The 26,225-nt window shown below is 63.8% G+C and carries 27 protein-coding genes; 18 read left to right on the top strand and 9 right to left on the bottom strand.

Features of this window, described 5'->3' with window-relative positions:
- The first annotated feature begins 31 nt into the window (after positions 1-31).
- From prmA to AB5I84_RS03685, 9 genes are all read left to right on the top strand, one after another.
- Positions 32-928 (top strand): 50S ribosomal protein L11 methyltransferase, encoded by an 897-nt coding sequence (gene prmA / locus AB5I84_RS03725; protein WP_369454505.1) that lies wholly within the window; start codon positions 32-34, stop codon positions 926-928.
- A gap of 69 nt (positions 929-997) precedes the next feature.
- The gene (locus AB5I84_RS03720; protein ID WP_369454503.1) at positions 998-2,038 is read left to right on the top strand and encodes a zinc-ribbon and DUF3426 domain-containing protein; all 1,041 of its coding nucleotides are present in this window, start codon (positions 998-1,000) and stop codon (positions 2,036-2,038) included.
- Positions 2,039-2,123: 85 nt separating this feature from the next.
- The gene (gene dusB, locus AB5I84_RS03715) at positions 2,124-3,218 is read left to right on the top strand and encodes a tRNA dihydrouridine synthase DusB (RefSeq protein ID WP_369454501.1); all 1,095 of its coding nucleotides are present in this window, start codon (positions 2,124-2,126) and stop codon (positions 3,216-3,218) included.
- A gap of 29 nt (positions 3,219-3,247) precedes the next feature.
- Positions 3,248-3,538, top strand: coding sequence for a DNA-binding transcriptional regulator Fis (fis, locus tag AB5I84_RS03710; protein WP_369454500.1), 291 nt, complete (start codon positions 3,248-3,250; stop codon positions 3,536-3,538).
- Between the two features lie 80 nt (positions 3,539-3,618).
- A complete protein-coding gene (gene purH, locus AB5I84_RS03705) occupies positions 3,619-5,181 on the top strand; it encodes a bifunctional phosphoribosylaminoimidazolecarboxamide formyltransferase/IMP cyclohydrolase (RefSeq protein ID WP_369454499.1) in 1,563 nt (520 codons plus the stop codon).
- Positions 5,182-5,300: 119 nt separating this feature from the next.
- Positions 5,301-6,587, top strand: a complete 1,287-nt coding sequence (gene purD, locus AB5I84_RS03700; protein WP_369456058.1) for a phosphoribosylamine--glycine ligase — start codon at positions 5,301-5,303, stop codon at positions 6,585-6,587.
- Positions 6,588-6,697: 110 nt separating this feature from the next.
- Positions 6,698-9,514 (top strand): hybrid sensor histidine kinase/response regulator, encoded by a 2,817-nt coding sequence (locus AB5I84_RS03695; RefSeq protein ID WP_369454498.1) that lies wholly within the window; start codon positions 6,698-6,700, stop codon positions 9,512-9,514.
- Positions 9,515-9,539: 25 nt separating this feature from the next.
- Positions 9,540-10,199 (top strand): 2-polyprenyl-3-methyl-6-methoxy-1,4-benzoquinone monooxygenase, encoded by a 660-nt coding sequence (gene coq7 / locus AB5I84_RS03690; RefSeq protein WP_369454497.1) that lies wholly within the window; start codon positions 9,540-9,542, stop codon positions 10,197-10,199.
- A 107-nt stretch (positions 10,200-10,306) separates the two neighbouring features.
- Entirely contained in the window at positions 10,307-10,762 is a 456-nt protein-coding gene (locus tag AB5I84_RS03685; RefSeq protein WP_369454496.1) for an OsmC family protein, read from the top strand.
- A 58-nt stretch (positions 10,763-10,820) separates the two neighbouring features.
- On the opposite strand, the gene speD is transcribed toward AB5I84_RS03685, so the two are convergent.
- Genes speD through AB5I84_RS03670 form a run of 3 tightly spaced genes read right to left on the bottom strand, consistent with a single transcriptional unit; the run spans position 10,821 to position 12,498 of the window.
- The gene (gene speD / locus AB5I84_RS03680; RefSeq protein ID WP_369456057.1) at positions 10,821-11,615 is read right to left on the bottom strand and encodes an adenosylmethionine decarboxylase; all 795 of its coding nucleotides are present in this window, start codon (positions 11,613-11,615) and stop codon (positions 10,821-10,823) included.
- A gap of 41 nt (positions 11,616-11,656) precedes the next feature.
- A complete protein-coding gene (locus AB5I84_RS03675) occupies positions 11,657-12,073 on the bottom strand; it encodes a VOC family protein (RefSeq protein ID WP_369454495.1) in 417 nt (138 codons plus the stop codon).
- The gene (locus AB5I84_RS03670) at positions 12,073-12,498 is read right to left on the bottom strand and encodes an OsmC family protein (RefSeq protein WP_369454494.1); all 426 of its coding nucleotides are present in this window, start codon (positions 12,496-12,498) and stop codon (positions 12,073-12,075) included. The genes AB5I84_RS03675 and AB5I84_RS03670 overlap by 1 nt, the downstream gene beginning before the upstream one ends.
- Positions 12,499-12,790: 292 nt before the next feature.
- Between AB5I84_RS03670 and crp the strand changes: the two genes are divergently transcribed.
- Complete coding sequence (gene crp / locus AB5I84_RS03665) at positions 12,791-13,423, top strand: cAMP-activated global transcriptional regulator CRP (protein WP_369454493.1); 633 nt, start codon at positions 12,791-12,793, stop codon at positions 13,421-13,423.
- Positions 13,424-13,470: 47 nt separating this feature from the next.
- Here crp and AB5I84_RS03660 read toward each other — a convergent pair whose 3' ends face one another.
- Complete coding sequence (locus AB5I84_RS03660) at positions 13,471-13,662, bottom strand: DUF3565 domain-containing protein (protein WP_369454491.1); 192 nt, start codon at positions 13,660-13,662, stop codon at positions 13,471-13,473.
- 139 nt (positions 13,663-13,801) lie between these two features.
- Between AB5I84_RS03660 and AB5I84_RS03655 the strand changes: the two genes are divergently transcribed.
- Entirely contained in the window at positions 13,802-14,251 is a 450-nt protein-coding gene (locus AB5I84_RS03655; protein ID WP_369454490.1) for a hypothetical protein, read from the top strand.
- 56 nt (positions 14,252-14,307) lie between these two features.
- On the opposite strand, the gene trpC is transcribed toward AB5I84_RS03655, so the two are convergent.
- From trpC to trpE, 4 genes are read right to left on the bottom strand one after another with little or no spacing between them, the layout of a single operon-like run.
- A complete protein-coding gene (trpC, locus tag AB5I84_RS03650) occupies positions 14,308-15,120 on the bottom strand; it encodes an indole-3-glycerol phosphate synthase TrpC (protein ID WP_369454489.1) in 813 nt (270 codons plus the stop codon).
- The gene (trpD, locus tag AB5I84_RS03645) at positions 15,117-16,163 is read right to left on the bottom strand and encodes an anthranilate phosphoribosyltransferase (protein ID WP_369454488.1); all 1,047 of its coding nucleotides are present in this window, start codon (positions 16,161-16,163) and stop codon (positions 15,117-15,119) included. The genes trpC and trpD overlap by 4 nt, the downstream gene beginning before the upstream one ends.
- Positions 16,164-16,186: 23 nt before the next feature.
- Positions 16,187-16,771, bottom strand: a complete 585-nt coding sequence (locus AB5I84_RS03640) for an anthranilate synthase component II (protein WP_369454487.1) — start codon at positions 16,769-16,771, stop codon at positions 16,187-16,189.
- The gene (gene trpE / locus AB5I84_RS03635) at positions 16,768-18,261 is read right to left on the bottom strand and encodes an anthranilate synthase component I (RefSeq protein ID WP_369454486.1); all 1,494 of its coding nucleotides are present in this window, start codon (positions 18,259-18,261) and stop codon (positions 16,768-16,770) included. The genes AB5I84_RS03640 and trpE overlap by 4 nt, the downstream gene beginning before the upstream one ends.
- 370 nt (positions 18,262-18,631) lie before the next feature.
- Between trpE and AB5I84_RS03630 the strand changes: the two genes are divergently transcribed.
- The 7 genes from AB5I84_RS03630 to AB5I84_RS03600 all read left to right on the top strand — a co-directional run bounded on the left by AB5I84_RS03630 (position 18,632) and on the right by AB5I84_RS03600 (position 25,824).
- Complete coding sequence (locus AB5I84_RS03630; protein WP_369454485.1) at positions 18,632-19,261, top strand: OmpW/AlkL family protein; 630 nt, start codon at positions 18,632-18,634, stop codon at positions 19,259-19,261.
- A 193-nt stretch (positions 19,262-19,454) separates the two neighbouring features.
- Positions 19,455-19,964 carry a sigma-70 family RNA polymerase sigma factor gene (locus tag AB5I84_RS03625; protein ID WP_369454483.1) on the top strand — a complete coding sequence of 170 codons (510 nt, stop codon included), beginning with the start codon at positions 19,455-19,457 and terminating at the stop codon, positions 19,962-19,964.
- A gap of 9 nt (positions 19,965-19,973) precedes the next feature.
- Positions 19,974-20,996, top strand: coding sequence for a FecR domain-containing protein (locus AB5I84_RS03620; RefSeq protein WP_369454482.1), 1,023 nt, complete (start codon positions 19,974-19,976; stop codon positions 20,994-20,996).
- A 93-nt stretch (positions 20,997-21,089) separates the two neighbouring features.
- A complete protein-coding gene (locus tag AB5I84_RS03615; protein ID WP_369454481.1) occupies positions 21,090-23,486 on the top strand; it encodes a TonB-dependent siderophore receptor in 2,397 nt (798 codons plus the stop codon).
- A gap of 61 nt (positions 23,487-23,547) precedes the next feature.
- Positions 23,548-23,841 carry an iron uptake protein gene (locus AB5I84_RS03610; protein ID WP_369454480.1) on the top strand — a complete coding sequence of 98 codons (294 nt, stop codon included), beginning with the start codon at positions 23,548-23,550 and terminating at the stop codon, positions 23,839-23,841.
- Positions 23,842-23,855: 14 nt separating this feature from the next.
- Positions 23,856-25,514, top strand: a complete 1,659-nt coding sequence (locus AB5I84_RS03605) for a PepSY-associated TM helix domain-containing protein (protein ID WP_369454479.1) — start codon at positions 23,856-23,858, stop codon at positions 25,512-25,514.
- The gene (locus AB5I84_RS03600) at positions 25,507-25,824 is read left to right on the top strand and encodes a DUF3325 family protein (protein WP_369454478.1); all 318 of its coding nucleotides are present in this window, start codon (positions 25,507-25,509) and stop codon (positions 25,822-25,824) included. The genes AB5I84_RS03605 and AB5I84_RS03600 overlap by 8 nt, the downstream gene beginning before the upstream one ends.
- A gap of 11 nt (positions 25,825-25,835) precedes the next feature.
- On the opposite strand, the gene AB5I84_RS03595 is transcribed toward AB5I84_RS03600, so the two are convergent.
- Complete coding sequence (locus tag AB5I84_RS03595) at positions 25,836-26,192, bottom strand: hypothetical protein (RefSeq protein WP_369454477.1); 357 nt, start codon at positions 26,190-26,192, stop codon at positions 25,836-25,838.
- Positions 26,193-26,225 lie beyond the last annotated feature (33 nt).

Below are 26,225 nucleotides of genomic sequence, written 5' to 3'. Positions count from 1 at the left end.
TTTGTCTCTACGTTTGCCACAAGGACTTGCCATGCCCTGGTTACAACTGCATCTGCCGAGCACCGCCGATCTGGCCGATGAGGTGGAAGATATCCTGCTGGAACTGGGCGCTGTGGCAGTCACCCTCAGTGACGGTGCTGACCAGCCACTGCTGGAGCCGCCGCCCGGCGCGATGCCGCTGTGGAACGAAACCGTGGTCACCGCATTGTTTGAACAGACCACCAACCAAGACCTGCTGCTGATCGCGCTCACCGACCGCCTCGGCCGTGCACCAGTCAGCCACCGCTTCGAAACCGTCGACGACCAGCGCTGGGAACGGGCGTGGATGGATGACTTCCATCCGATGCCGTTCGGCGAACGGCTGTGGATCGTGCCGAGCTGGGCTGAGCCACCGGCGCCGGATGCGGTGAACCTGCGGCTAGATCCGGGCCTGGCGTTCGGCACCGGCACCCACGAAACCACCGCGCTGTGTCTGAATTGGCTCGACGGCGCCGACGTGGCCGGCAAGACGGTGCTCGACTTCGGCTGTGGCTCCGGCGTGCTCGCCATTGCCGCGCTGCTGCTTGGCGCCGAGCGCGCCATCGCCACCGACATCGACCCACAAGCACTGCTGGCCACCCAAGCCAACGCGGAACTGAACGGCGTCGCCGACCGGCTGCACTGCTGCTTGCCGGAGCAACTGCCGCCGGGGGATTACGACCTGGTACTGGCCAACATCCTCGCCGGCCCGCTGGTGGAACTGGCGCCCTTGCTACTGCTGCACTGCCGCCCGGGCGGCGCGATCGTGCTGTCCGGCATCTTGCAGGACCAGGTGGATTCTGTGATCGAAGCATACCGTCACAGCGTGGCGCTGAACCCGGTCACCCTGCGTGGCGAGTGGGCTCGCGTGGACGGCACCTGCAAACCGGTGCCCAATTCCGCAGCATGAAGGCGGTCTGAGCTTGCCGGGCACAGCCCGGTTTGAGTACAACAGAGCCTGCTTGCCGTGAAGGTTGCTATGTCCGACATCGAACACTCCCCATTTAAGACCCGTTGCCCCCACTGCCAGGCGCAGTTCAAGGTGGGCCCGGAACAGTTGCAGCAAGCCCACGGCGCGGTGCGCTGCGGCCGCTGCATGGATGTGTTCCAGGCCGCCGACCACCGGGTGACCGAGCCGGCAGTGTGGTCCGACAGCGACAGCGCCGCCCCGCGTGGTTCGTTGGCCTTGGAGTTGGACCTGAGCGACAGCTTCCTCTCTCTGGACGGCCCTCAGCGGGACCCGCTGCGTAGCGAAGACTTCTCTACCCTCGCCGGTGCGGGCCGGCCGAGCCACGACGAGGTGCCGGACGAGTCGTGGGCGGAAGCGCTGCTGCGCGAACTGGACGATCCGGCACCCAGCACCACGGCACCGATCACTTCGGCACCGGCCCCGCAGCCACCGCCGCCGGCCGCCGACTTGGCGCCGCTGGTCCCGGCGCAATCCGCGCCGGCCGACGCCCTGGAGCTATCACTGCTGACCGATCCGGAACCGATCCCGGTCGCGCCGCCGCCCCACTTCAGCCGCCCGCAACTGCCGGTGGCCGCGCTGTTCGGCGGCAGTCTGCTGATCATCGCCCTGCTCGCCGCACTGGCCGGCCAATACCTGTATTTCCATGCCGACCGGCTGGCACGCACCGACAGCCTGCGGCCGCTGTATGCACTCACCTGCGACCTGACCGGCTGCACGCTGCCGGAACGGGTGGACCTGAGCCGGGTGCGCAGCACCAACCTGCTGGTACGGCCGCATCCGGACCACAGCGGCGCGCTGCAGGTGGATGCACTGCTGTTCAACCACGCCGATTATCGTCAGCCGTTCCCGGTGCTGGAATTGACCCTGCACGGCGCCGGCGGTACCCCGGTGGCGCAGCGCCGCTTCCAGCCGGACGAGTACCTGCAGGGTGATCTTGCCGGCCTGCAACAGATGCCTCCGGACGTGCCGATCCGCATCGGTTTGGCGCTGGAACGCCCAGCCGGTGGGGTCGAGGGCTACCAGTTACGGCTACTGCCCGCCAACAACTGACCCCGGCGCCCCTTTTCCCCCGCGCTCCGGGTCACTATCATGTGCGCCCCCCGCCCGCACCCGGTCGGGGTTCCGGAGGAGCGCCATGCGCATTGGCCCGTACACCTTTCCCAACAATCTGATCCTGGCGCCCATGGCCGGGGTCACCGATCGCCCGTTCCGGCAACTGTGCCGCGAACTGGGAGCCGGGCTGGTGGTGTCGGAAATGGTGACCTCGGACACGCGCATGTGGAACTCGCGCAAGAGCCGCACCCGCCTCGACCACACTGGCGAGCCGGGGCCGATCTCAGTGCAGATCGCCGGCGGTGAGCCGACCATGATGGCCGAGGCCGCGGCCGCCAACGTGGCACTGGGTGCCCAGATCATCGACATCAACATGGGCTGCCCGGCCAAGAAGGTGTGCAAACGCGCCGCCGGTTCCGCCCTGCTGCGCGATGAAGCGCTGGTGGCGGAGATCCTCAAAGCGGTAGTGGGCGCAGTGCCGGCCAGCGTGCCGGTGACGCTGAAGATCCGCACCGGTTGGAGTGCTGACCAGCGCAATGGGCTGGTGATCGCGCAACTGGCGGAGTCACTCGGCATTCAAGCGCTGGCGGTGCACGGGCGCACCCGCGAAGACAAGTTCAACGGCAACGCCGAATACGACACCATTGCCGCCATCGTGGAAGCGGTGTCGATCCCGGTGTTTGCAAACGGTGACATCGATTCACCACAAAAAGCACAACGGATACTGGAAACCACTAGGGCCGGTGGTATCATGATCGGCCGCGCAGCCCAGGGTAATCCCTGGATCTTCCGGGACACGGCCTACTATCTCCAACATGGAGTGCTGCCGCTGCCCCCGGAGGTGAAGGACGTTGCGCAACTGGTGGCCCAGCATCTGGGGGAGCTGCACCAGTTATATGGCGAGGACGCCGGTGTGCGGATCGCCCGCAAACATCTGGGCTGGTATACCCAGTCCCTCCCGGACGGCGAACGCTTCCGGCAAGGATTCAACCGTCTGACCGGCGCCGCCGATCAGAGACAAGCAGTCGAGCAGTATTTCCACGATCTTGAGAACGTTACCGACCGCATTCGCATCGGTCGCTATGACGTGGTACCTGCCGCCGAAACGGACGGCGCTGCGCTCACCACTCAAGAAACGGCGCAATCCGTTGCTCAAAAAGGAGTCAAGGCCGCATGACCAGCACAGCCGCACGGACATTTATTGGCATGAATACCATTGAACCGCGTTCCACCCCGCAGCCGCACCTGACCCTGGCCCAGGCCGACCATCAGGACACCCTGCGCAACTGCGTGCGTCGCTCGCTGAACGAATACTTCCGCAACCTCGAAGGGGAAGCCCCCAACGACCTGTACCCGATGGTACTGGCGGAAATGGAAATCCCGTTGCTGGAAAAGGTGCTCGAGTACACCCGCGGCAACCAGACCAAAGCCGCTGAAATGCTTGGCCTCAACCGCGGCACGCTGCGCAAGAAGCTCAAGCAGTACGGGCTGCTGTAAGCGCCACGGGCTCGGCCCGACTTTTCTAAGGGCAGTGACAACTGCCCTTTTTTGTTCAACCCACAGGTGACAACCCGATCATGAGCCAAGCCGTCCAACGCGCGCTCCTCAGCGTTTCCGACAAAACTGGCGTGGTGGAATTTGCCCAGGCACTTTCCGCGCGCGGCATCGAAATCCTTTCCACCGGCGGCACTTTCCGTGCCCTGAAGGACGCGGGCGTGGCCGTGCGTGAAGTGTCCGATTACACCGGTTTTCCGGAAATGATGGACGGCCGGGTGAAAACTCTGCACCCGAAAATCCACGGCGGTATTCTTGCCCGCCGCGGCCAAGACGACGCGGTGATGGCCGACAATGGCATCCAGCGCATTGATCTGGTGGTGGTCAACCTGTACCCGTTCGAGCAGACCGTGGCGCGCCCGGACTGCAGCCATGAAGACGCCATCGAGAACATCGACATCGGCGGTCCGACCATGGTGCGCGCTGCGGCGAAGAACAACGCCCACGTTGGCATCGTCACCAATCCGGCCGACTACGCCCAAGTTCTGGCTGAGCTGGCTACCCACGACGGCGCCCTGTCCGACGCCTTCCGCCTCGACCTGGCGATCAAAGCCTTCGAGCACACCGCCGCCTACGACAGCGCCATTGCCAACCACTTCGGCCAGCAAGTGGGCAACGGCAACACCCCCTTCCCGCGCACCCTGAACCTGAACTTCGTCAAGGCGCAGGACATGCGCTACGGCGAGAACCCGCACCAGCGTTCGGCGTTCTACACCGAGCGCGCGCCGCAGGAAGCTTCGGTGGCCACCGCGCGCCAGTTGCAGGGCAAGGAGCTGTCCTACAACAACATCGCCGACACCGATGCGGCACTGGAATGCGTCAAGCAGTTCGGCGAGCCGGCCTGCGTCATCGTCAAGCACGCCAACCCCTGTGGGGTGGCGGTGGCGGCTGACCTGCTGAGTGCCTACGACCAAGCGTTCCACACCGACAGTGAATCGGCGTTTGGCGGCATCATCGCCTTCAACCGCGAGCTGGATGACACCACCGCGCGCGCCATCGTCGAACGCCAGTTCGTCGAAGTGATCATCGCGCCGTCCGCCACCGACGCCGCGCAAGCGGTGATCGCGGAGAAGAAAAACGTACGCCTGCTGGTGTGCGGCCAATGGCAGGCGCCGGGCGCTGCGCTGGACTACAAGCGCGTTAACGGTGGCCTGCTGGTGCAAGACCGTGACCTGGGCATGATCGGCGCCGACGACCTGAAAGTGGTCACCCGCCGCGCGCCAGATGCGGACGAAATCCGCGACCTGCTGTTCGCCTGGAAAGTGGCCAAGTTCGTTAAATCCAACGCCATCATCTACGCCAAGGGCGGCCGCACCATCGGTGTCGGCGCCGGCCAGATGAGCCGCGTGAACTCCGCCCGCATCGCCGCCATCAAGGCCGAGCACGCTGGGCTGCCGGTGGCCGGTGCAGTGATGGCGTCCGACGCCTTCTTCCCGTTCCGCGACGGCATCGACAATGCCGCCAAGGTCGGTATCCGCTGCGTGATCCAACCGGGCGGCTCAATCCGTGACGACGAAGTGATTGCCGCCGCAGATGAGGCCGACATGGCCATGGTGTTCACGGGCATGCGCCACTTCCGCCATTGATCCACCCGCCCCGCTGGCGCCTTTGCCGGCGCAGCGGGGCATGCTAGAACGCCTGATTCCGGCCCGCTTGGGGCCGCCGGGAGCGTCGCCTCCCTCCGACTTGTGAGTAGGCCCAGATGATGAATGTTCTGATTATCGGCAACGGCGGGCGCGAACACGCGCTGGCGTGGAAGGCAGCCCAGGCCGCTGGCGTGGACACCGTGTTTGTTGCACCGGGCAACGCCGGCAGCGCCCGCGAAGCCAAGGTGCAAAACGTCGCCATCGATGTGCTCGACAAAGAGGCGCTGGCGGACTTTGCCGCCGCCAACAATGTCGGTCTGACCATCGTCGGCCCGGAAGCGCCGTTGGTGATCGGGGTGGTGGACCATTTCCGCGCGCGCGGCCTGCGCTGCTTCGGCCCCACCGCGGCAGCTGCCCAGCTGGAAGGCTCCAAAGCCTTCACCAAGGATTTCCTCGCCCGTCACCAAATTCCCACCGCCGAATACCGCAACTTCACCGAGCTGGATGCGGCGCTGGCCTACCTGCGTGAGCGCGGTGCCCCGATCGTGGTGAAGGCCGATGGCCTCGCCGCCGGTAAGGGCGTAATCGTTGCCATGACGCTGTCTGAAGCGGAAGACGCGGTGCGCGATATGCTTGCCGGCAACCGCTTTGGCGACGCCGGGCACCGGGTGGTGATCGAAGATTTCCTCGACGGCGAGGAAGCTAGCTTCATCGTCATGGTCGACGGCAACAACATCTTGCCGATGGCCACCAGCCAAGACCACAAGCGCATCGGCGATGGCGATACCGGCCCGAACACCGGCGGCATGGGCGCCTACTCGCCGGCACCGGTGGTCACCCAGGACGTCCACGACCGGGTGATGCGCGAAGTGATCCGCCCCACCGTTGACGGCATGGCCGCCGAGGGCAATCCCTACACTGGCTTCCTTTATGCCGGCCTGATGATCGACAACAGCGGCGCACCCAAGGTGATCGAGTTCAACTGCCGCTTTGGCGACCCGGAAACGCAGCCGATTCTGATGCGTTTGCAGAGCGACATTGTTGCCCTGTGCCAGGCGGCGCTGGACGGCAAGCTCGACCAGGTGGATGCACAATGGGACCCGCGCCCGGCATTGGGCGTGGTGATGGCCGCCGGCGGTTACCCGGCCGACGATTACCGTAAAGGGGATGTGATTCACGGCCTCGACGGCGTCGATGCCGACGACCTGAAAGTGTTCCACGCCGGCACCCGCTTGGACGGCGACGACGTGGTCACCTCCGGTGGGCGCGTGCTGTGTGTCACCGGCCTCGGCGACACCGTCACCGCCGCCCAGCAACGCGCCTACGACGGCGTGCGAGCGATCTCTTGGGACGGCTGCCAAGCGCGCAGCGACATCGGTTACCGCGCTATCGCTCGCGAGCAGTAAGCACCCTGGCACCGCCGCCTGCGGCGGTGCCCCTTGCCGGGGCCGGCGACAATGCTAAGGTAACCGCTCCCGGCCACCGGCCTGGCCTTGGCTTGTTACGGACGACCACCATGGGCCCCACTTCCCGATCTGCCTGCCCTGTCTGGCTGCGCCTGTGCGTCGCGCTGTGGGCACTGCTTTGGGTGCAGTTGGCAGCGGCGGCACCCCCGCCGCCCTATCTGGTGCCGGCAGACATCAGCGATGCCACTATCACCATGTACTCCGAATACCTCAGCGATCCGCGCGGCTCGCTGACCTTGGAGCAGGTGCGGGCACTGCCCAATGCCGCCTTCCACCCCGCCACCCGCAACTCCGAATTTCTTGGTTTCAGCAACGACGTTTGGTGGATCCGCGTAGCGCTGTCCAATCCCGGCGCCCAGCCGCGCTCGCTGCTGTTGAGCCTGCTGCCGGGCCGGTTTGCCGAACTCGACTTCCACCGCCCCGAGGGTGATCACTACCGCCTCAGCGAAAGCGGCCATCTGCGCCAGCCGCCGTGGGGCGATGTGGCCTTTCGCACCGCTACCTGGCGGGTGGAGCTGCCGCCGCACAGCACCCAGGTGTTCTACCTGCGTGTGCGCCCGGATCGCGCGTTCAACTACGCGCTGTCGCTGAGCACCGCCGAAAGCTTTCTCACCCATTACAGCCGCGAAGACGCGCTGTTGCTTAGCCTCGGCGGCCTGCTCGGCGGCCTGGCGCTGTTCACCTTTGCCCAGCTGTTAAAGCTGCGGCAGCGGGTCTACGCCTACTACACCTTGTACTTGGCCGGACTCGCCAGCGCTGCGCTGGCAGAGGCCGGGCTGCTCGGCTTTCAGTTTCTGTTCTGGCCGGGGCTGTCGCCGCACTTAGAGGCGTTCGGGGGACTGCTGGCGCTGGCCGCCTGCGCCGCGTTCACGCGCAGCTTCCTCGACACCCGCTACCGCATGCCATGGGCCGACGGCTGGCTGATCCTGATGCTGCTGCTGGCCTTGGTCGGTGCGCTGGTGGGCTGGTGGCTGCCAGCCTCGCACGCGCTGCAATGGATGTACCTGCTGTGCCTGTTCGGGGTGCTGCTGTTCACGCTGGTGAGCGCCGCCGGCTGGATCGCCCGCGTGCCCGGCGCCGGCCTCTACTTGCTGGCACGGTTGCCGCTGCTGACCGCGGTGCTGTGCATGGTGCTGATTACCTTTGGCGTGGTGCCGCTGGAATTGAACGCCGCCATGGCAGTGATGATCGGCGGCGTGTTCGAGGCGCTGCTGTTCGCCGTGGGGCTGGCCGACAAGTCTCGCCAAGACCTGCGCCGCCACCTGCTGGACGAGCAAGCCGAAGCGCTGTCCAAAGCCACTTGGCGCGCGCGCAGCGATACCCTGTCGCGGCTCAGCCATGAGATCCGCACGCCGATGAGCGGCATTCTTGGCATGGCCGAAATCCTGCAGGACACACCGCTGACACCAAACCAGCGCGACTGCGTGCAAGCGATCGAAACCGCCGGCGGCAGCCTACTGCGCATGCTCAATGATGTGGTGGAATACGCCCGGCTGGAACACGGTCACACCGAAGTCGAGCAAGTGCATTTCGACCTGCAAGAACGGGTGATGGAAGCAGTGGAGTTGTTCCGCGAGCGTGCTGCCGAGAAGCAGGTGGAGCTGATTGCCCACGTGCACTCCAATGTGGCACTGCGGGTGGCCGGCGACCCCGGCCGGCTGAAGCAGATCCTGATCAACGTGATCGGCGCCGGCATCCGCCACGCCCAGCCCGGCGAGTTGCTGTTGGATATTTCCCGCGCCCCCACCGGCCAGCTGGATGAACTGCGCTTCGAGTTAGAAGGCTCTGCCCTCGGCGTGCACGAAGCGCCGTTCGCGCCCTTGGTGTCCGCGCAGGATGACGCGCTGCAGGACAGCGCGGCGCTCGGCTTGACCATCGCCCGGCAACTGGTGGACATCCTCGGCGGGCGCTGCGGGCTGCGCCACGGCCGTACCGGGGTGGCGCTGTGGTTCACGCTGTCACTGCCGGCGGTGGAGCAACCGGCCCGCGCCGGCGCTGATTACCGTCTGCTGCAAGACCGCTCGCTGCTGGTGGTGGATGACTCCAGCACCGTTACCCGCGTGATCCGCCAGCAGGCGTTGTCGTGGGGCATGCGCGTCACCGCCTGCCACGACCCACGCGAAGCGCTGGCGAGCCTGCGCAGCCAGATCAATCTGGATGATCCCTACGACCTGGTGCTGCTGGACCAGAACTTGCCCGGCATGAGTGGCCTGCAACTGGCCGCCCGCATCCTCGAAGACCCGCAGGTGCACCCCTCGCCGCGGCTGCTGATGCTCACCGGCGTTAACGACAGCGGCTCAGAAATCACCGCGCGCAGCATCGGCATCCATGGCGTGCTGCTCAAACCGGTGTCCGGCGCGGTGCTGCGTGAGACCCTGGCCGGCTTGCTCGGCGCCGCCAGTGCTACCCAGCAGCCGGAGGCGGAACAAGACAGTCGACTGCCGGACCCCGGCCTGCGACTGCTGGTGGCGGAAGACCACCAGCTCAGCCAGAAAGTGATTCGCGGCATGCTGGCTAAGCTCGGCCTCGATGCCCACATCGTGTCGAATGGCCGCGAAGCGGTGGACGCCATGCAGCGTGGTCGTTACGACATGATCTTGATGGATTGCGAGATGCCGGACATGGACGGCTTCGAAGCCGCCCGCGCGCTGCGCAGCTGGGAGCGCGAGCAAGGACGCAAGCCGGTGCCGATCATTGCGCTCACCGCCCATATTTTGCGCGAACACCGCGAACGCAGCCTCGGCGCCGGCATGAACGCCCACATCGCCAAACCGATCGAGCTGGATGTGCTGCGCCGCACTATTGTCCAATTCAGCCCGACGGAGGGCAGCGCAGCTTATGCCCCCGACGAATCAGGCTTATCATGAGCCGTCCTGACAACGGAGAGTGACCATGTCCGAGTCTGCGGGTCGCCGCATGAGCCCCCTTGATCACCTGCTGTCCAGCGCCGACAACGCCCTGCGCACGCTGACCCCGGGCGCCGCCCGCAGCGGCCGCCCCAGCCCGGCGGTGCACCGCCAACAAGCCAGCACCCCGGCCGACAACCATCAGGCGCGCCACATTGCCGGTCTGATGCGCATCAATCATACCGGTGAGGTCTGTGCCCAGGCGCTGTACCAAGGTCAGGCCACCACCGCCAGCCTGCCGCACGTGCGCCAAGCGATGGAAGAAGCCGCGCGCGAGGAAGAGGACCACTTGGCCTGGTGCGAAGAACGCATCCGCGAACTCGGCAGCCGTCCGAGCCGTCTCAACCCGCTGTTCTATGGCATGTCATTCAGTATCGGGGCGCTGGCCGGCCTGATCGGCGATCGTTGGTCGCTGGGGTTTGTCACCGAAACCGAACGCCAAGTGGTACGCCACTTGGACAGCCATCTCGCGCAACTGCCACAGGAAGATGAGCGCAGCCGCGCCATCCTCAGTCAGATGCGTGAAGACGAACTGCGCCATGCGATGACCGCCAAAGAAGCCGGCGGTGCTGAGTTGCCGGGGCCGGTGCGGCGGCTGATGTCCACCCTCAGCAAGGTGATGACGTTCTCCACCTATCGCCTGTGAAGCGCGCATAAGCCTAGAACAAAGCCGTCTAATGGACGGCTTTTTCATTCCCTATACTGCCTGCCTGATTCGTTCACCCCCGATCATGTTCAGGAGTAGGCAGTCCCATGGCCCTTCAGCAGTTCCGCGCCAGCGCGCAGCTTCAAGCCGGCACCCGCGTTGACGTCAGCGCCCGGCAATTTTCCCTCGCTATCGATGAGCCGGCCGAACTCGGCGGCACCGACACCGGCATGAATCCGGTGGAAGCACTGCTGGGCGCGCTGGGCGCCTGTCAGGCGATCGTGGCGCGGGTCTACGCGCGTCAGTTCAAGGTGCAGCTGGATGACTTTCGCGTGGAAGTAGAAGGCGATCTGGATCTGGATGGCTTCTTCGGCAAAGCGCCGGTGCGCCCCGGCTACGGCGAGATCCGCTATCGCTTCCAGATCAGCACCCCGTCCCCGCGCGCCAACGTTGATGCGCTGATTGCCCACCTCGAACGTCACTGCCCGGTGGGCGACAGCCTGGCCCAGCCGGTGCCGCTGAAATTGGCCGGCATCGACATCACCGAAACCGCCGCCGCCTGATCGGCGGGCATCAAAAAAGCCGACGCATGCGTCGGCTTTTTTGTGTTTCCAGACCAGCTCAGTCCAGGTTGCGGGAGTAGAAGATCTCCAGCATTTCCTTGTGCAAGCGGCCTTTGATCTCTTCCAGCTCTTCGGCGCTGAACTCATCCGCTCCGGCACCGAACAGATAGTTGTCGATGTCGAAGTCCTTGAGCAGCATCTTGGTGTGGAAAATGTTCTCTTGGTACACGTTCACGTCGATCATCTGGTACTCGTTCTGGGTATCCTCGGTGAGGAAGTTCTGGATCGAGGTGATGTCGTGATCGATGTAATGCTTCTGGCCGTCTACGTCCCGGGTCATGCCGCGCACGCGGTAATCGACGGTAACGATGTCGGAATCAAAGCTGTGAATCAGGTAGTTCAGCGCCCGCAGCGGTGAAATCACCCCGCAGGTGGACACGTCCACGTCCACCCGGAAGGTGGAAATGCCGTTGTCCGGGTGCGACTCCGGATAGGTGTGCACCGTCACGTGACTCTTGTCCAAGTGGGCCACGATGGTGTCCGGCAGCGGCCCCGGGGCTTCCTCATCGAAGTCCGGATCCGACGGCGGTGACTCGTGTTCCGCGATCAGCATGGTCACGGAAGCCCCCTGCGGGTCATAGTCCTGCCGGGCAACGTTCAAGATATTGGCACCAATGATTTTGGTCACATTGGTGAGAATTTCGGTGAGACGCTCAGCGTTGTAGAGCTCATCGATATATTCGATGTACTCCTGACGATGCTGCTCCGTCTTGGCATAACTAATGTCAAAGATGTTGAAGCTGAGCGATTTCGTCAGGTTGTTGAAACCATGCAGCCGGATCTTCGGGTTCAGTTCTCTCACCTCGGTCTACCTTTCCTCTGCGCCGTACGCAGTCACACGTTGCCAACGAATCGGGCTCCGGAAATCGGCGGGTGGTAAATCATTTGCACCAGCACACCTTCCGGGTCCAGACAGTAGAAACTCCGCGCCCCATCACGATGGGTCTTGGGTTCCTTCCTCATCGTCACGCCCTGCTCTTTCAGGAACGTGAACCATGCGTCCACATCTTCAATGCGGTCGATGATGAAGCCTATGTGATCCAGTCGCTGCGGCTGCGGGAAGGATTCGCCTTCCCAGGTATGCAGCGCCAGATTGTCACAGCCCGAACAAAGATAGACGTTGTCCGGATCCGGGCGCCACTCCACTGCCATGCCCAGCAACTCCACATAGAAGTGCTCACAGGCAGCGAGATCGCGCACAAACAGCGCCACATGGCGCAGGCCCCCGAGGGGTGTTGGCCGGGCCGCCATTACGCGGCCTCCACCACTTCATAGCTGTGCTCGATCTGTACTCCGGCACGTCCAAACATGATGGACGCCGAACAGTACTTCTCGGCTGACAGCTCTACCGCCCGCTTCACCTGATTCTGTTTCAGGTTGCGGCCGGTGACGACGAAATGCAGGCGGATGTGGGTGAACACCGCCGGGATTTCGTCTTCTGCCCGCTGCGCGTCAATCTCACAACGGCAGTCGGTGATGTCCTGACGGGACTTGCGCAGGATGTGCACCACATCAAAGGAGGCGCAACCACCCAAACCCAGCAACAGGGTTTCCATCGGGCGCGGTCCACGGTTCTCACCGCCATGATCCGGTGGTCCATCGACCAAAATCCGGTGGCCGGAGCCGGACTCCGCCTCAAAACACACATTGCCTTGCCAGCGAATGGTCGCACGCATGGTTCGTCCTCCCGTCAAGGGGGCGCAGAGTATCACAACCCCTGCCGGGGCCATACCCTGAAAACGGCACGCATTACCGGCCCTAGCGCCCGCTGCTACGGGCGCCGCAGAGGCTGCTGCAGGACCGGCAAGGCTTTCCCCGCCGCGGCGCTGGCCTTGGGCGGTGTGCCCCAGTTAGCATCCTCACTGTCCTCGCCTTGGCACAGGCGCCAAAAAAGGGCACTATCGGACCGCTTTGTCAGGCGTTTTACCTATTTAACCTTGTTAACCAACCCTACGATGAACTTGGCCCATGTCGGATCCCAGCAACAAAATTATTCCTAATCTGGAAAATTTCCTGGCTCACTGCCACCGTCGCAAGTATCCGGCGAAAAGCACCATCATCTACGCCGGCGACGAGTCAGATGCGCTCTATTTTGTGCTCAAGGGCTCCGTGACGGTGATGATTGAAGATGACGACGGCCGCGAGATGATCATGGCCTACCTCAATGAGGGCGACTTCTTCGGTGAGATGGGGCTGTTCGAAGCCGAGCCCAGCCGCTCAGCGTGGGTGAAAGCAAAAACCGAATGTGAAGTGGCTGAAATCAGCTACAGCAAATTCCGCCAGCTGGCGCGTGAAGACGCCGACATTCTGTTCACGGTCTCGGCTCAGATCGCCGGCCGCCTGCGTGCCACCACCCGTAAAGTAGGCGACTTGGCGTTCCTCGATGTCACCGGCCGCGTGGCGGGCACTCTGCTCGACCTGTGCAAGCAACCTGATGCGATGACCCATCCAGACGGCATGCAGATCAAGGTCACGCGCCAAGAGATCGGCCGCATTGTCGGCTGCTCCCGCGAGATGGTCGGCCGGGTGCTGAAAAATCTGGAAGAACAGGGATTGGTTTCGGTGAAAGGCAAAACCATGGTGGTCTACGGCACTCGCTGACCCCGCCCGCGTCACCGTTTCCATGACAGGCGCCCACGGCGCCTGTTTCATTTCTGCTGCCGGCACCAGCCGCAGTCAAACACCGCCCCCACTTTCGCCGCGCGCTGCTCGGCATCCAGCACCCACGGCCGCTCACTGAATGGTGGCTGATGACGCACATGCTGACTGTGCCCACAGCTCAGCAACACCACCCAATGGCCTTCTTCATCCTGCCGAAAACCGGTAATGCGCGATGGCATAAGTGTTTCTCCGGGAACCAAAATTTTGTCAAAGCGCGCCCATATTACGAACTTTCAAAGACGTGGCGGCGAGCAGTTTGCACACTGGTTACCACGCCAGAACGGATCTGGTGAAGACCCCATTCAGGAGATAGCAACCATGTTGAAGAAGCTTTCCTTGCCCGTGATCACCGCTGCACTGGTATTCGGCGGCGCCTCTGCCCACGCTGAAATGAACGCCGACCAACTGAAGGCTCTGATCCAGAAGGCCAACGAATATGGCTTCACCTACTACACCGAAATCGACATCGACGACGATATGAGCGCCGAGATCGAAGGCTGGGTGGACGCAACCACCTACGCTGAAGTGCAGTTCTCCGCCACCGGCGACAAGGTAGGCGAAAAGCGCAAAGAGAAGAAAGACCCGTACGGCCTGAGCCACGATGCCCTGCAAAACACCCTGCGGGCAGCGGCCGCCAACGGTCTGGTCAGCTTCGAGAGCATTGATGTCTCCAAGCGTGGCCACATTTCCGTGGAAGGTTACACCGCGGACAAGAAAGAGAAGGAAATCAAGGTGCAGATGAACCAGGTTGCACCGCCGGCGCGCTGATCGCACGCCGCTCCGACAGCGACCAAACGGCACTCCTTGGAGTGCCGTTTTTTATGTCAGCGGAACAGCGTGGCCAAGGCGTCGCCCGGCTGCGGCGCCCGCATGAACGCCTCGCCAACCAAAAAGCGATCAATACCGGCAGCGCGCATCCGCGCCACATCGTCAGCATTGAGAATGCCGCTTTCGGTGACCAGTTGGCGGTCCGCCGGCACCTGCTGCTGCAGCGCCAAGGTCACATCCAGCGACACCTCGAAGCTGTGCAGGTCGCGGTTGTTGATGCCGATTAGCGGCGCCGGCAATTGCAGCGCGCGCTCCATTTCCTCGGCGGTGTGCACTTCGATCAGCGCGTCCAGCCCCGCTGCCACCGCGGTCTCGTAGAGCGACGCCATCAGTTCATCGGACAGCGCGGCGGCAATCAGCAGCACGCAGTCAGCGCCCAACGCCCGCGCTTCCCAAATCTGATAGGCGTCGATGGTGAAATCCTTGCGCAGCACCGGCAATGAGCAGGCCGCCCGTGCCTGCTGCAAGAACGCATCCTCGCCCTGGAAAAAGTCGCGATCGGTGAGCACCGACAAACAGGCGGCACCGCCTTGCTCGTATTGGGCGGCAATCAGCGGCGGATCAAAATCAGCACGGATCACGCCCTTGGAAGGCGACGCTTTTTTGATTTCGGCAATCACCGCCGGCTGGCCGGCGGCCACTTTGGCGCTCAATGCCGCAGCAAAGCCACGCACCGGCAGTTGTTCATTGGCCACCACCGCGGCCTCTTGCACCTGCAGCAACGGGCGCGCGGCACGGCAGGCGGCCACTTCTTCCTGCTTACGCAGCAGGATACGGTCCAGCACGGTGCCGGTCTGTTGCACGCTCATGATGCGCTCCGCTTGAGAAATTCAGTGAACTTGGCCACATCGCGCAGGCGTTCCGCGGCCTCGCCGTTGTGCACCAGGTCTTCGGCCATGCGCACACCATCGCGCAGCGTGCCAGTGACGCCGGCCACATAAATGGCGGCGCCGGCGTTGAGTGCCATCATGTCCGCAGCCTTCTCGGCGTTGCGGGATTTGCGCTTGCCGAAGGCATCACGGATCAACGCCAGGGAGGATGCCGCATCGGCCACATCGAGGCCCACCAACGAGGCAGATTCCAACCCCACATCTTCCGGGGTGATTTCGTATTCAGTCAGCGTGCCGTGCTTGTACTCGGCCACCTTGGTGCGGCCAGCCAAGCTGATTTCATCAAGGCCATCGGCGCCGTGCACCACCATCACATGCTCAGCGCCGAGGCGGCCCAACACTTCCGCCATCGGCCGGCATAGTTTGTGGGTGAACACGCCGATCACCTGACGTTTGACGCCGGCCGGGTTGGTCATCGGGCCGAGGATGTTCAGCAACGTGCGGATGCCAAGGTCGCGGCGCGGATTGGCGGTGTGCTTCATCGCGGTGTGGTGCTGCGGCGCGAACATGAAACCGACACCGACTTCGCGCACACAGCGGGCAATTTGTTCCGGCGTCAGGTCCAGCTCAATGCCGGCTGCTTCCAACACATCCGCCGAGCCGCTCTTGGAGCTGACCTTGCGATTGCCGTGTTTGGCCACGCGACAGCCAGCGGCGGCGGCTACGAATGCCGAGCCGGACGAGCAGTTGAACAGATTGGCGCCATCGCCACCGGTCCCGACGATGTCGACCAAGTAATCGAGGCCGTCCACCGCCACCGGCAGCACCAGCTCACGCATCACTTCCACCGCGCCGGTGATTTCATCCACCGATTCGCTTTTCATGCGCAGCGCCACCAGGAATCCAGCAATCTGCGCCTCGGTGGCGCCGCCGGTCATGATCTGGCGCATTACCGCCTGCATTTCTTCGCGGCTGAGGTCAATGTTTTCCACCGCTTGGGCGATGGCGCGACTGATGTCCATGGCTTGTCCCCTATAGCAGCGCGTTAGCGCTCAAGAAAATTGCGCAACTGCGCGTGGCCGTGCTCCGACAGAATTGATTCGGGATGGTACTGCACGCCCTCGATGTCCAGTTCACGGTGCCGCAGCCCCATGATCTCTTCGCGGCTGCCGTCTTCATGGCAGGTCCAAGCGGTCACTTCCAAACAGTCCGGCAAACTCGCCTGCTCCACCACCAGCGAATGATAACGGGTGGCGGTGAACGGCGTCGGCAGGTTGCGGAACACGCCCACGCCGGTGTGATGAATGGCGGAGGTCTTGCCGTGCATCACTTGCCCCGCGCGTACCACCTTGCCGCCAAACGCCTGGCCAATGCTCTGGTGGCCCAGGCAGACACCAAGAATCGGCAGCTGGCCGGCGAACTGTTTGATCGCCGCCAGCGAGATGCCGGCTTCGTTGGGGGTGCAGGGACCGGGGGAAATCACCAGCCGGTCCGGCGCCAGCGCCTCGATCTCGGCCAACGAGATCGCGTCGTTACGGTGCACCAGCACCTCGGCGCCGAGCTCCATGAAATACTGCACCAGGTTGTAGGTGAAGCTGTCGTAGTTGTCGATCATCAGCACCCGGATCATGCGCGCTCTCCAGGCTGGGCCACCCGCAAACCGGACAGCGCCATGTTGATGGCGGTGAACACCGCACGGCCTTTGTTCATGGTCTCTTCCCACTCCAAACGCGGCACCGAGTCAGCCACCACGCCGGCGCCCACTTGCACGTAAACGCGCTCGTCTTTGATCACCGCAGTACGGATGGCGATGGCGGTATCCATCTGGCCGTTGAAACCGAGGTAGCCCACTGCGCCGCCGTAAACGCCGCGCTTCACCGGCTCCAGCTCATTGATAATTTCCATGGCGCGGATCTTCGGTGAGCCGCTCAGGGTGCCGGCCGGGAAGGTCGCGCGCAGTACATCCAGCGGCCCCAACCCGTCGTTCAACTCGCCCTGCACATTAGAAACGATATGCATCACGTGGGAGTAACGCTCCACCACCATCTGCTCGGTCACCTGCACCGTGCCCGGCCGGGAAATACGACCGACGTCGTTGCGGCCGAGATCGATCAGCATCAGGTGTTCAGCAATTTCCTTCGGGTCCGCCAGCAACTCGGCTTCCAGCGCCAGGTCTTCCTCCAGCGTATGGCCACGGCGGCGGGTACCCGCCAGCGGCCGCACCGTGACCACGCCATGCTCCACGCGTGACAGGATTTCCGGCGACGACCCGGCAATGTGGAAATCGCCCAAATCAAAGAAGAACATGTGCGGCGACGGGTTCAGGTATCGCAACGCCCGGTACAGATCCAGCGCCGGCGCTTGGAACGGCGCGGACAACCGCTGCGACGGCACCACCTGCATGACATCGCCAGCAGCGATGTAATCGCGAATCTGCTCCACCATGCCTTCGAACTCGGCCTGACTCATTTCTGCTTGCAGATCCTGCTCGGCAATCGCCTCGCCACGCGGGCGGTCATCCGGCCCCTCAGTGGGCGCCCGCAGCCGGGCCTGAAGCACATCCAGCCGCTGTTGTGCGGCCGCCAGTGCACCGGCCTTGGCCGGGTCGGCCAGCACAATCAGGAACAGGCTGCCGCGCAGGTTATCGAACACCACCACTTCTTCACTGCGCACCAACACGATGTCGGGCACGCCGAGCGGATCGCGGCCACGCGGCTCGCCGACCCGCGGCTCGAAATAGCGCACGCTTTCGAAGCCAAAATAACCGGCTAGGCCGCCGTTGAAACGCGGTAGACCCGGCACTTCTGGCGCTCGAAACTGGCCGCGGTAGTGCTCAATCCAGGCAATAGGATCAACGTCTTCCAGCACCTCGTTGACGTCGCCGCTGCGCTCGATGGTGCGCCCACGCACGGTGATCACCTCACAGCCTGGCAGGCCAATGATCGAGTAGCGTCCCCAACGCTCGCCGCCCTGCACCGACTCGAACAGGTAGCTGTACGGGCCCTGTGCCAATTTGCGGTAGGCCGACAGCGGCGTGTCCAGATCCGCCAGTACCTCACGTACCACTGGCACACGGTTGTAGCCCGCACGGGCATAGTGCTCAAAAGAGTCCGCAGACATGATCAATCCTTTGTGGTGTAGAAAACGGGCCTTTAGCCCGGGAGCCAAACACGCAAAGCAGAGTGCCCATTACAGAGCACAGGGGAGCGTCACCATCGCCAGGAGGCGGGTGCGGGCAGAGCAGCGGATTGTGACAGTGCGGAGGACCGGTTCACCGGACGGATTCCTGCAACCAAAAGATGAATGGGCCCGATTGTAGCCACAGTGCCCGACCGAGGCGACCCCCGGCAGCGGCTTTTTTGCCGCCGCCGATCGGGCTGACCTGGATCAAGCCCGGCGCAGCGGCCACGCTGTGTGATTGATCCAGGTCAGCAGCTGTCGTCGTGGGACGGCGGATACTGTCCCCACTACGGACCAAGGAGTAACCCTCATGTCATTCCCCTTGCGCACCACCCTGCTCGGCCTCGTCGCCGCCTCTCCGCTGCTGGTGACCCTGCCGGCCCACGCTTATGAAGCCGGCGACTGGCTGGTGAAATTCGGCGTGACCCAGGTCAACCCGAAGAGCAACAACGGCAAACTCGCCAACGGCACCCTTGCGGTGGACGTGGAAGACGCCACCCAACCGAGCATCAGCGTGACCTACATGGCGACCCGCAACCTCGGTATCGAAGTGCTGGGAGCGCTGCCGTTCAACCACACCGTGACCCTCAACGGCGACAAGAGTGCGACCACCAAGCACTTGCCGCCGACCGTCACCGCCCAGTGGTTCTTCCTGCCGGATGCGCAAGTGAACCCCTATGTCGGCGTGGGCCTGAACTACACCACCTTCTTCAACACCCGTGAGACCGGCCCGATCAGCGGCGCCAATCTGAAGTTGGAAGACTCTTGGGGCGTTGCGGCGCAGGTCGGGGTGGACATCAAGATCACCGAGAGCCTGTATGCCAACGCCAGCGTGCGTTACATGGACATCGATTCTAAAGCCAAGCTGAACGGCGCCCGCATCGGCACTGTGCATATCGATCCGGTGGTCAGCACCCTCGGCTTCGGCATGCGGTTCTAAGCCACGCCGGGCGGCGCTGCCGCTCGGTCCGTGTGCAACAGCCCCGGCGCCTTGCGGCACCGGGGCTTTTTTATTGTTGTCAGCAGAGCCGTGAACGGCGCCCCAGTAATGGACCTTGTCGGCAGTCCCCGCCACCACATATGATGAGAATCATTTCCAATGACAACAAGTTCTCATCTCCTAGGATCCGATCTTGCCGACGCCCGAGCTGGCCCGCCAGCACCCCATCGCACTGCTCTACGCGGACCACCATCCGTGGCTGCTGGGCTGGCTGCGCCGTCAGCTGAGTGACGCCGGGCTGGCCGATGACTTGGCGCAAGACACATTCGTCAGCGTGCTACGCGACGGCAGTGCTGGCGATATCCGCCAACCGCGTCCGTTTCTGGCCACCATTGCGCGGCGCCTGATGGCCCGCCGCCATCGCCGCCAACTGCTGGAAAACAGCTATCTGGAATTGCTCGCCGCGCTGCCGCCGGAACACGCGCCGGGGCCAGAATCCCAATTGTTGGCGCTGGAGGCGTTGCAACAATTGGATCGGGCGCTGGATGGTCTACCAGCCAAAGTGCGCGAAGCATTCCTGCTCGCTCATTTGGAAGGCCTGCGTTACGTCGACATTGCCGAGCGCCTTCGCGTTTCCACCAGCTCAGTGAAGCAATATCTCAGCCGCGCCAATCAGCAATGCTTGTTCGCCATTACCCTATGAGACCGCGCCATGACCTCCACGCCCGGTCCGTTCGCTGAAGGCGCGCCGCTGCCAGTGGAGGTGGCGCAGGCTGCCGCAGACTGGCTGACGCTGCTGATGGCCGATGTCGTCAGCGAGGACGATCGCCAGCGCTGGCAGGCGTGGCGCAACGCCCACCCAGATCACGAACGCGCTTGGCGCCATATCGAAGCCATCACCGGCCACCTGCAGCAGCTGGGCCCGACGCCGGCCTACCAGGTGTTGTCGCCCTATGGCGAGATGCAGCGCCGCCAGCAGCCATCACGGCGCAAAGTGTTGAGCTGGCTGCTGCTGGCCGGCGCCGCCGGCGGCGGTGCTCTGCTGGCCACCCCGGCCAGCCGGCCTCTACGCCAGCGGCTCAGCACCGACTACCGCACTGGCACCGGTGAACAACGCAATTGGACCTTGCCGGACGGCAGCCAGTTACTACTCAACACCGACAGCATCGTAGTGGTCGATTTCCAACCTCAGCAGCGGCGTCTGCAGCTGCTGCAGGGCGAGCTGTGGTTGGTCACCGCCGCCGCGCAGGGGGTCGCTGGGACACTACCGCCACTGGTGGTGGACACTGTCCATGGTCGCATCCAAGCGCTCGGCACCCGCTTCAGCGTGCGCCACTGGCCAGAGCGCACCACGGTGACGGTGGTGGAAAGTGCGGTGGCGGTGATGCCGCGTGATCAATCGGGACCGGCCCAGCGGGTGACTGCTGGTCAGCGTACTGCCTTCGACCGGGTGGGGGTACGAACTCGGCCGCGCGCCAGCAGTGCAGCACCAGCCTGGGTGCAGGGCCAGCTCGTGGCCGACGATTGGCCGCTGGAGCGCTTTATCAATGAATTGGAGCGCTACCGGCCCGGTTATCTACGCTGCCACCCGGCGATAGCGACGCTGCGCATTTCCGGCATATTCCCGCTGCATGACACCGACCACATCCTGCAAACGCTGCCGCAGGTGCTGCCGGTGCGCCTGTCGTGGCGTACCCGTTACTGGGTGTCAGTGTTGCCGTCTGCGACCGACTGATTCGCCGCTCGGTTTATTTTTTCTGCCCGATTCCGGCGCTCGCGGCACCTCTCTTTCAAACACCGGTTTTTCATCACTGTTTGAGGGACAGGCATGGCAGCCCACACACTTCACTGGACGTCCATATTCCGCCGCAGCCCACTTTGGCTGTGGTGCGCTGCACTGGTCTGGGCCGGCAGCGCGGCGCTGCCGGCACTGGCTGACGATTACAGTCGCAGCTATCGCATTGAAGCCGGCGCACTGACACCCGCACTGCAAGCCTTTGCCCAACGCGCCAATGTGTTACTGACATTCAGCAGCAGCCAAACTCGAGGTCGCCACACTGCTGGGCTGCACGGCGATTACTCGGTCCTCGGCGGCTTCAACCAACTGCTGTCCGGCACCGGTCTGGCAGCCGAGCCATTGCCGGGCGGCGGTTACCGGCTGCGCGAGCTGCCGCCGGATGCGCCGGCGGCGCTGGCTCCGGTGGCGGTCAGTGCCAACCAACTCGGCGAGATCACCGACGGCAGTGGCCGCTACACCACCGGCGCACTTGCGACTGCGACCCGGTTGGTGATGTCGCCTAAGGAAACGCCGCAATCAATCAGTGTGGTCACGCGCCAGGAAATGGCCGATTTCCAACTCAATGCCATTGATGACGTGATGACGCACATGCCGGGGGTCAGCATCGCTACCTACGACAGCGAGCGCACCGAGTATTACGCGCGCGGTTTTGCGATCCAGAACTTCCAGTACGACGGCATCCCGATGATGCGCAACTCGGCCTACTCCGCCGGCAACACCCTCAGCGACATGGCGACCTACGACCGCGTGGAGGTGCTGCGTGGCGCCACCGGCTTGCTCAACGGCAGCGGCTACCCTGGCGCCACCATCAACCTGATCCGCAAAAAGCCCACTCCCACCTTCCAGGGGCAGGTCAGCGGCAGTGTCGGTCGCTGGAACGATTACCGCGGCGAACTGGACGTGGCCGGCCCACTCACGGCCGACGGCGGTGTACGCGGCCGCGCGGTGGCGGTGCACCAAGACCGCAACAGTCAGCTGGACGGTTACCAACGCGACACCACCGTGCTGTACGGGATTATCGAAGCCAATCTCGGTGACAGCACGCTGCTGACGCTGGGCGCCGACTACCAAGACAACCAGCCGACCCGCTCCACTTGGGGTGGCAACCCGATCTACACCCGTGACGGCCGCTTCAACCACCGCTCGCGCAGTTTCAACAACGGCGCCGATTGGAGTCACTGGGACCAATACACGCGCACGCTGTTTGCCACGCTGGAGCACTTCCACGCCAACGATTGGGTCACCAAGTTGCAGCTCAATCACCAGATCAACGGCTACCGTGCCGAACTGGGGTCAGTGGCCGGCGGCCATCCGGACTCCGCCACCGGTACCGGGACGCTGATGTGGACCGGCAAGTATGTCGGCGAGACCCGCAGCGATGCCGCCGACGTTTATGCCAGCGGCCCGTTTGAGTTGGCCGGCCGCCGCCACGAATTAGTGGTCGGCGGCAGTGTCAGCCGCAGCACTTGGCACAACCGCAACTATGACGAGCAGCCGGGCTATGACGACGTGGTGCCGGATTACTACCGCTGGACCGGCCGCGTGCCGGAACCAAACTGGCAGCTGAGCAGCCGCAATCATGAGGTCACTACCGAACAGGGGCTGTACCTCACTGCCCGCTTTGACCTGCACCAGCAGCTGAAACTGATCACCGGCACGCGGCTGTCCAACTACAAGGACGAGGATCTGCGCGAGCGTGGCGTTTGGGTGCCCTACGTGGGGCTGATCTACGACTTGCGGCCCGAGCTGTCGCTTTACACCAGTTATTCCAGCATCTTCCTGCCGCAGTCAGAGCGCGATCTGCAGGGCCGCCGGCTGGACCCGCTCGAGGGCGTCAACTACGAAGGCGGCCTCAAAGCCGAGCTGCTGCAGCAACGGCTCACGGCAACGCTGTCTTACTTCCAGCTGGAACAAGACAACTTCGCCCAAGCCAGTGGCGGCACCACGCCAACCGGCGAGCCGGCGTTCCGCGCCGTCAACGGCGTGCGCACCAAGGGCCATGAACTGGAATTGGTCGGCGCCCTCAGCGAACGCTGGAATTTGCACGCCAGCTATACCCATAAAATCGCGCGCCGCCACGGCGACAAAGTCGACACCCTGAGTCCAGAAAACCAACTGCGTCTGTACGCCACCTACGATTTCGCCGACCAGCTCGACGGGCTAACACTGGGCGGCGGCGCCCGCTGGATGGACAAGACCTGGGGCGATGTCAGCTATCCGCCCAGCAACGGCATCCGCCGCCACACCGTGGACGATTACTGGGTACTGGACGCCATGGCGCGCTACCGCATCAACGACCGCCTCAGCGCCAGCCTCAGCGTCACCAACCTGCTGGATGAAAAGTACTACAGCATCTTCAGTTGGTACGGCACCTACACCTGGGGCGAGCCGCGCAACACTCGGCTCAATGTCACCTACCGTTTCTGAGGCCATCGCGTCCGCTGCGGCGGCGCACTGCTACGGAGTCCCGGTACGCCGGGTCACTGCCATGTCGCGATTCGTTGCTTCATTGCCGCTGCTGTCACGCAGCGGCGCCGCCGTACTGGGCGGCTATGCATTTTGTTGGGGACTGATCGCGTTCGGGGTAGCGGCGGGATTCACTCTCGGCATGCCGTTCCACGACGCCGAGCGGCTGTTCAGTTTACTGGCGCTGATGCTCTACCCCTTGCTGTTTCTGTGGAGTTTCAGCACCCGCCACGGCGCACGTTTGTGGGCGCTGCTGCTTGGCGGCGCGGCACTGATGAGTGCCTTAGCATCACTGCTGCAACAGCGGCTGTTGTGAAGGAGCCTCACCTGATGTTCAACAATACCCGTCAGGCCATGGCCTGGGTGCACACCTGGTTCGGCCTGGTGCTGGGGCTGGTGCTGATGCTGGTGTTCTTCTTTGGCGCACTGTCCGTGTTCGATCGCGAAATCGACCGCTGGGCAATCCCGGCGTCGCGGTTTGCGCCGCAGCCGATGCCATCGTTCGACCAGGTACTGCGGCCGGTATTCGAGGACCTGCAACCGTCCGCCGCCAGCCGCCAATTCCTACGCGACAAAGTAGCTGAGCCACTGCCGGACTATTTCGATCGACCAGCACGCTGGGGCGCCTACACCACCCACCGCGACCCGGTGCTGAGCGTATTCGCCGGTTTTGAAGTGCCCCACGCTTACGACCCGGAACAACTCGCTTGGGGCACCCGCACCATCGACCCGCGTGATGGCCGCGCGTTGCCTGACGACCATTTGAAAATCGGCAGCCAATTTTTCTACCCACTGCATTACAGCCTTAACCTGCACTGGATGAGCCTCGGTTACTGGATCGTCGGTGCTGCCGCGCTGATCATGCTGGTGGCGTTGATCAGCGGCGTTTTTATGCACCGCAAACTGTTCCGCGAGCTGTTCACCTTCCGCCCCGGCAAAGCTCAGCAGCGCCGGTTGCTGGACTTGCACAACCTTACCGGGGTGGTGGCACTGCCGTTTCACCTGATGTTCTCGCTCACCGGGCTGGTAATCTTTGCCGGCATTTATTTCCCGGTGACCCACACCCAGCTTGATCCGCTGCACGAACTGCACGAGCAGTTGGAAGAAGCCGACACCGGGCTCCCTCACGACCGTGCCGGCGTCACCGCGCCGCTAGCGTCGGTGGACGCCATGGTGGCAGAAGCGCAGCGGCGTTGGGCGGCACGCGGCATGGCCGGCGAAGTCGGGTTCCTGATGCTGCAGCACATTGGCGATGCCAATGGTTATGTGAGCATCTACCGCGCCGGTACCGACCGCATCGCGCTCACCGGCGAAGGCATCCACTTCCGCGCCAGCGACGGTGAGGTGCTGCGCGAGGACCCAGCGCCCAGCGCCGTGGCGCGGGTGGATGAGTTCCTCACTGGCCTGCATCTACAGCACTTCCGCCACTGGCCGCTGCGTTGGCTGTACCTGTTTGGCGGTCTGACCGGCGCGGTGTGCATCGCCACCGGCCTGCTGTTTTTTGTCGAAAAACGCAAACGCCAACACGCGCGTAACGGCCATCCCGCCGCGCGCGTGGTGGATGCTCTGGCAGTAGCCAGCATCACCGGCATGTTGATCGCTACGCTGTCGATATTGGTCGCCAACCGGCTGCTGCCGGAGACACTGCCAGGGCGCGGTGACTGGGAACAATACTGCTTCTGGGGCAGCTGGCTGCTGGCGCTGCTGCATGCCGGCTGGCGCACTGCGCCTACTGCGCGTGCGCAACCGGCCCCGGCTTGGCGCGAACAGTGCTGGGTGATCGCGGTGCTGGCCGTGGCAGCAGTGCTGCTGAACGGACTCACCACCGGCGACCATTTACTACGCACTGTGAGCAACGGCCACTGGCCAGTCGCCGGCATCGACTTGGCACTGCTGGTCAGCGCTCTGGTTAGTGCGCGGGTGGCGTACCAGTTGCGGCCGGTAGCGGTCGCCAACGCCAACATGGGAAGTGGAGTGCGGCATGATTGAAGTGTGGCTGCTCAGCGCCGCGCTGCTGGCTACCCTAATCGGCGCCGGCTGGTGGGCACTGTCTCTGGACTCGCACTGGAAACAAAGCGGTGGCAGTACGCGCCTACCACCAACGTCCGCGCGCTGCCTGCGGGGGGCCGGCGCCAGCGCCTGGCTGCTGGCACTGATGCTGTGCCTGCTGGCCGATCACGCCACCATGGCAGTGTTGGTATGGGTCATGCTGCTAGCGTTCGCCACTGCCAGCATGGCGATGCTGTTAGCGTGGCGGCCACAATGGTTGGCGCTATGGATCGGCGGCCACCGGCACTGATCGCAGCCGCGTTACAGCGTGCCACTGCAATCCGAGGTCAACACCAGCGGCAAACCGATAGCAATTAGCGCCAGCGCAGCAGCGAGGTGCAGCACCACCGACAACCCCATGGTGCGCCGCGTGCAGTGCCCGACGTGGTCCCAACTCGCGCGTGCGCGGCGCCATTGCCAGTGCGACAGCAGCACCATGATGCTGCCAAGCAGCAGGATGCTGAGTGCCAGCACCACCTGCTGCAGCCGCAGCGTGGCGGGCATCCACTCATCCAGTGACAGGCCGCCGCGGCAGCCCAGGCCACTGCGCAGCACCAATGCCAGCCACAGCGTCCACACCACGCCTTCTAACAACATTCTCAGGGTTACCGGGCTCATCGGCGTCAGCCGCTCCAGAACAAGCAGTCAGGT

Origin of the sequence: Alcanivorax sp. REN37, assembly GCF_041102775.1 — a bacterium.
In the GTDB taxonomy this organism is placed as follows: Bacteria; Pseudomonadota; Gammaproteobacteria; order Pseudomonadales; family Alcanivoracaceae; genus Isoalcanivorax; species Isoalcanivorax beigongshangi.
Note: the sequence above shows the minus strand (reverse complement) of the source record. Positions and strands in the feature narration are given on the sequence as shown.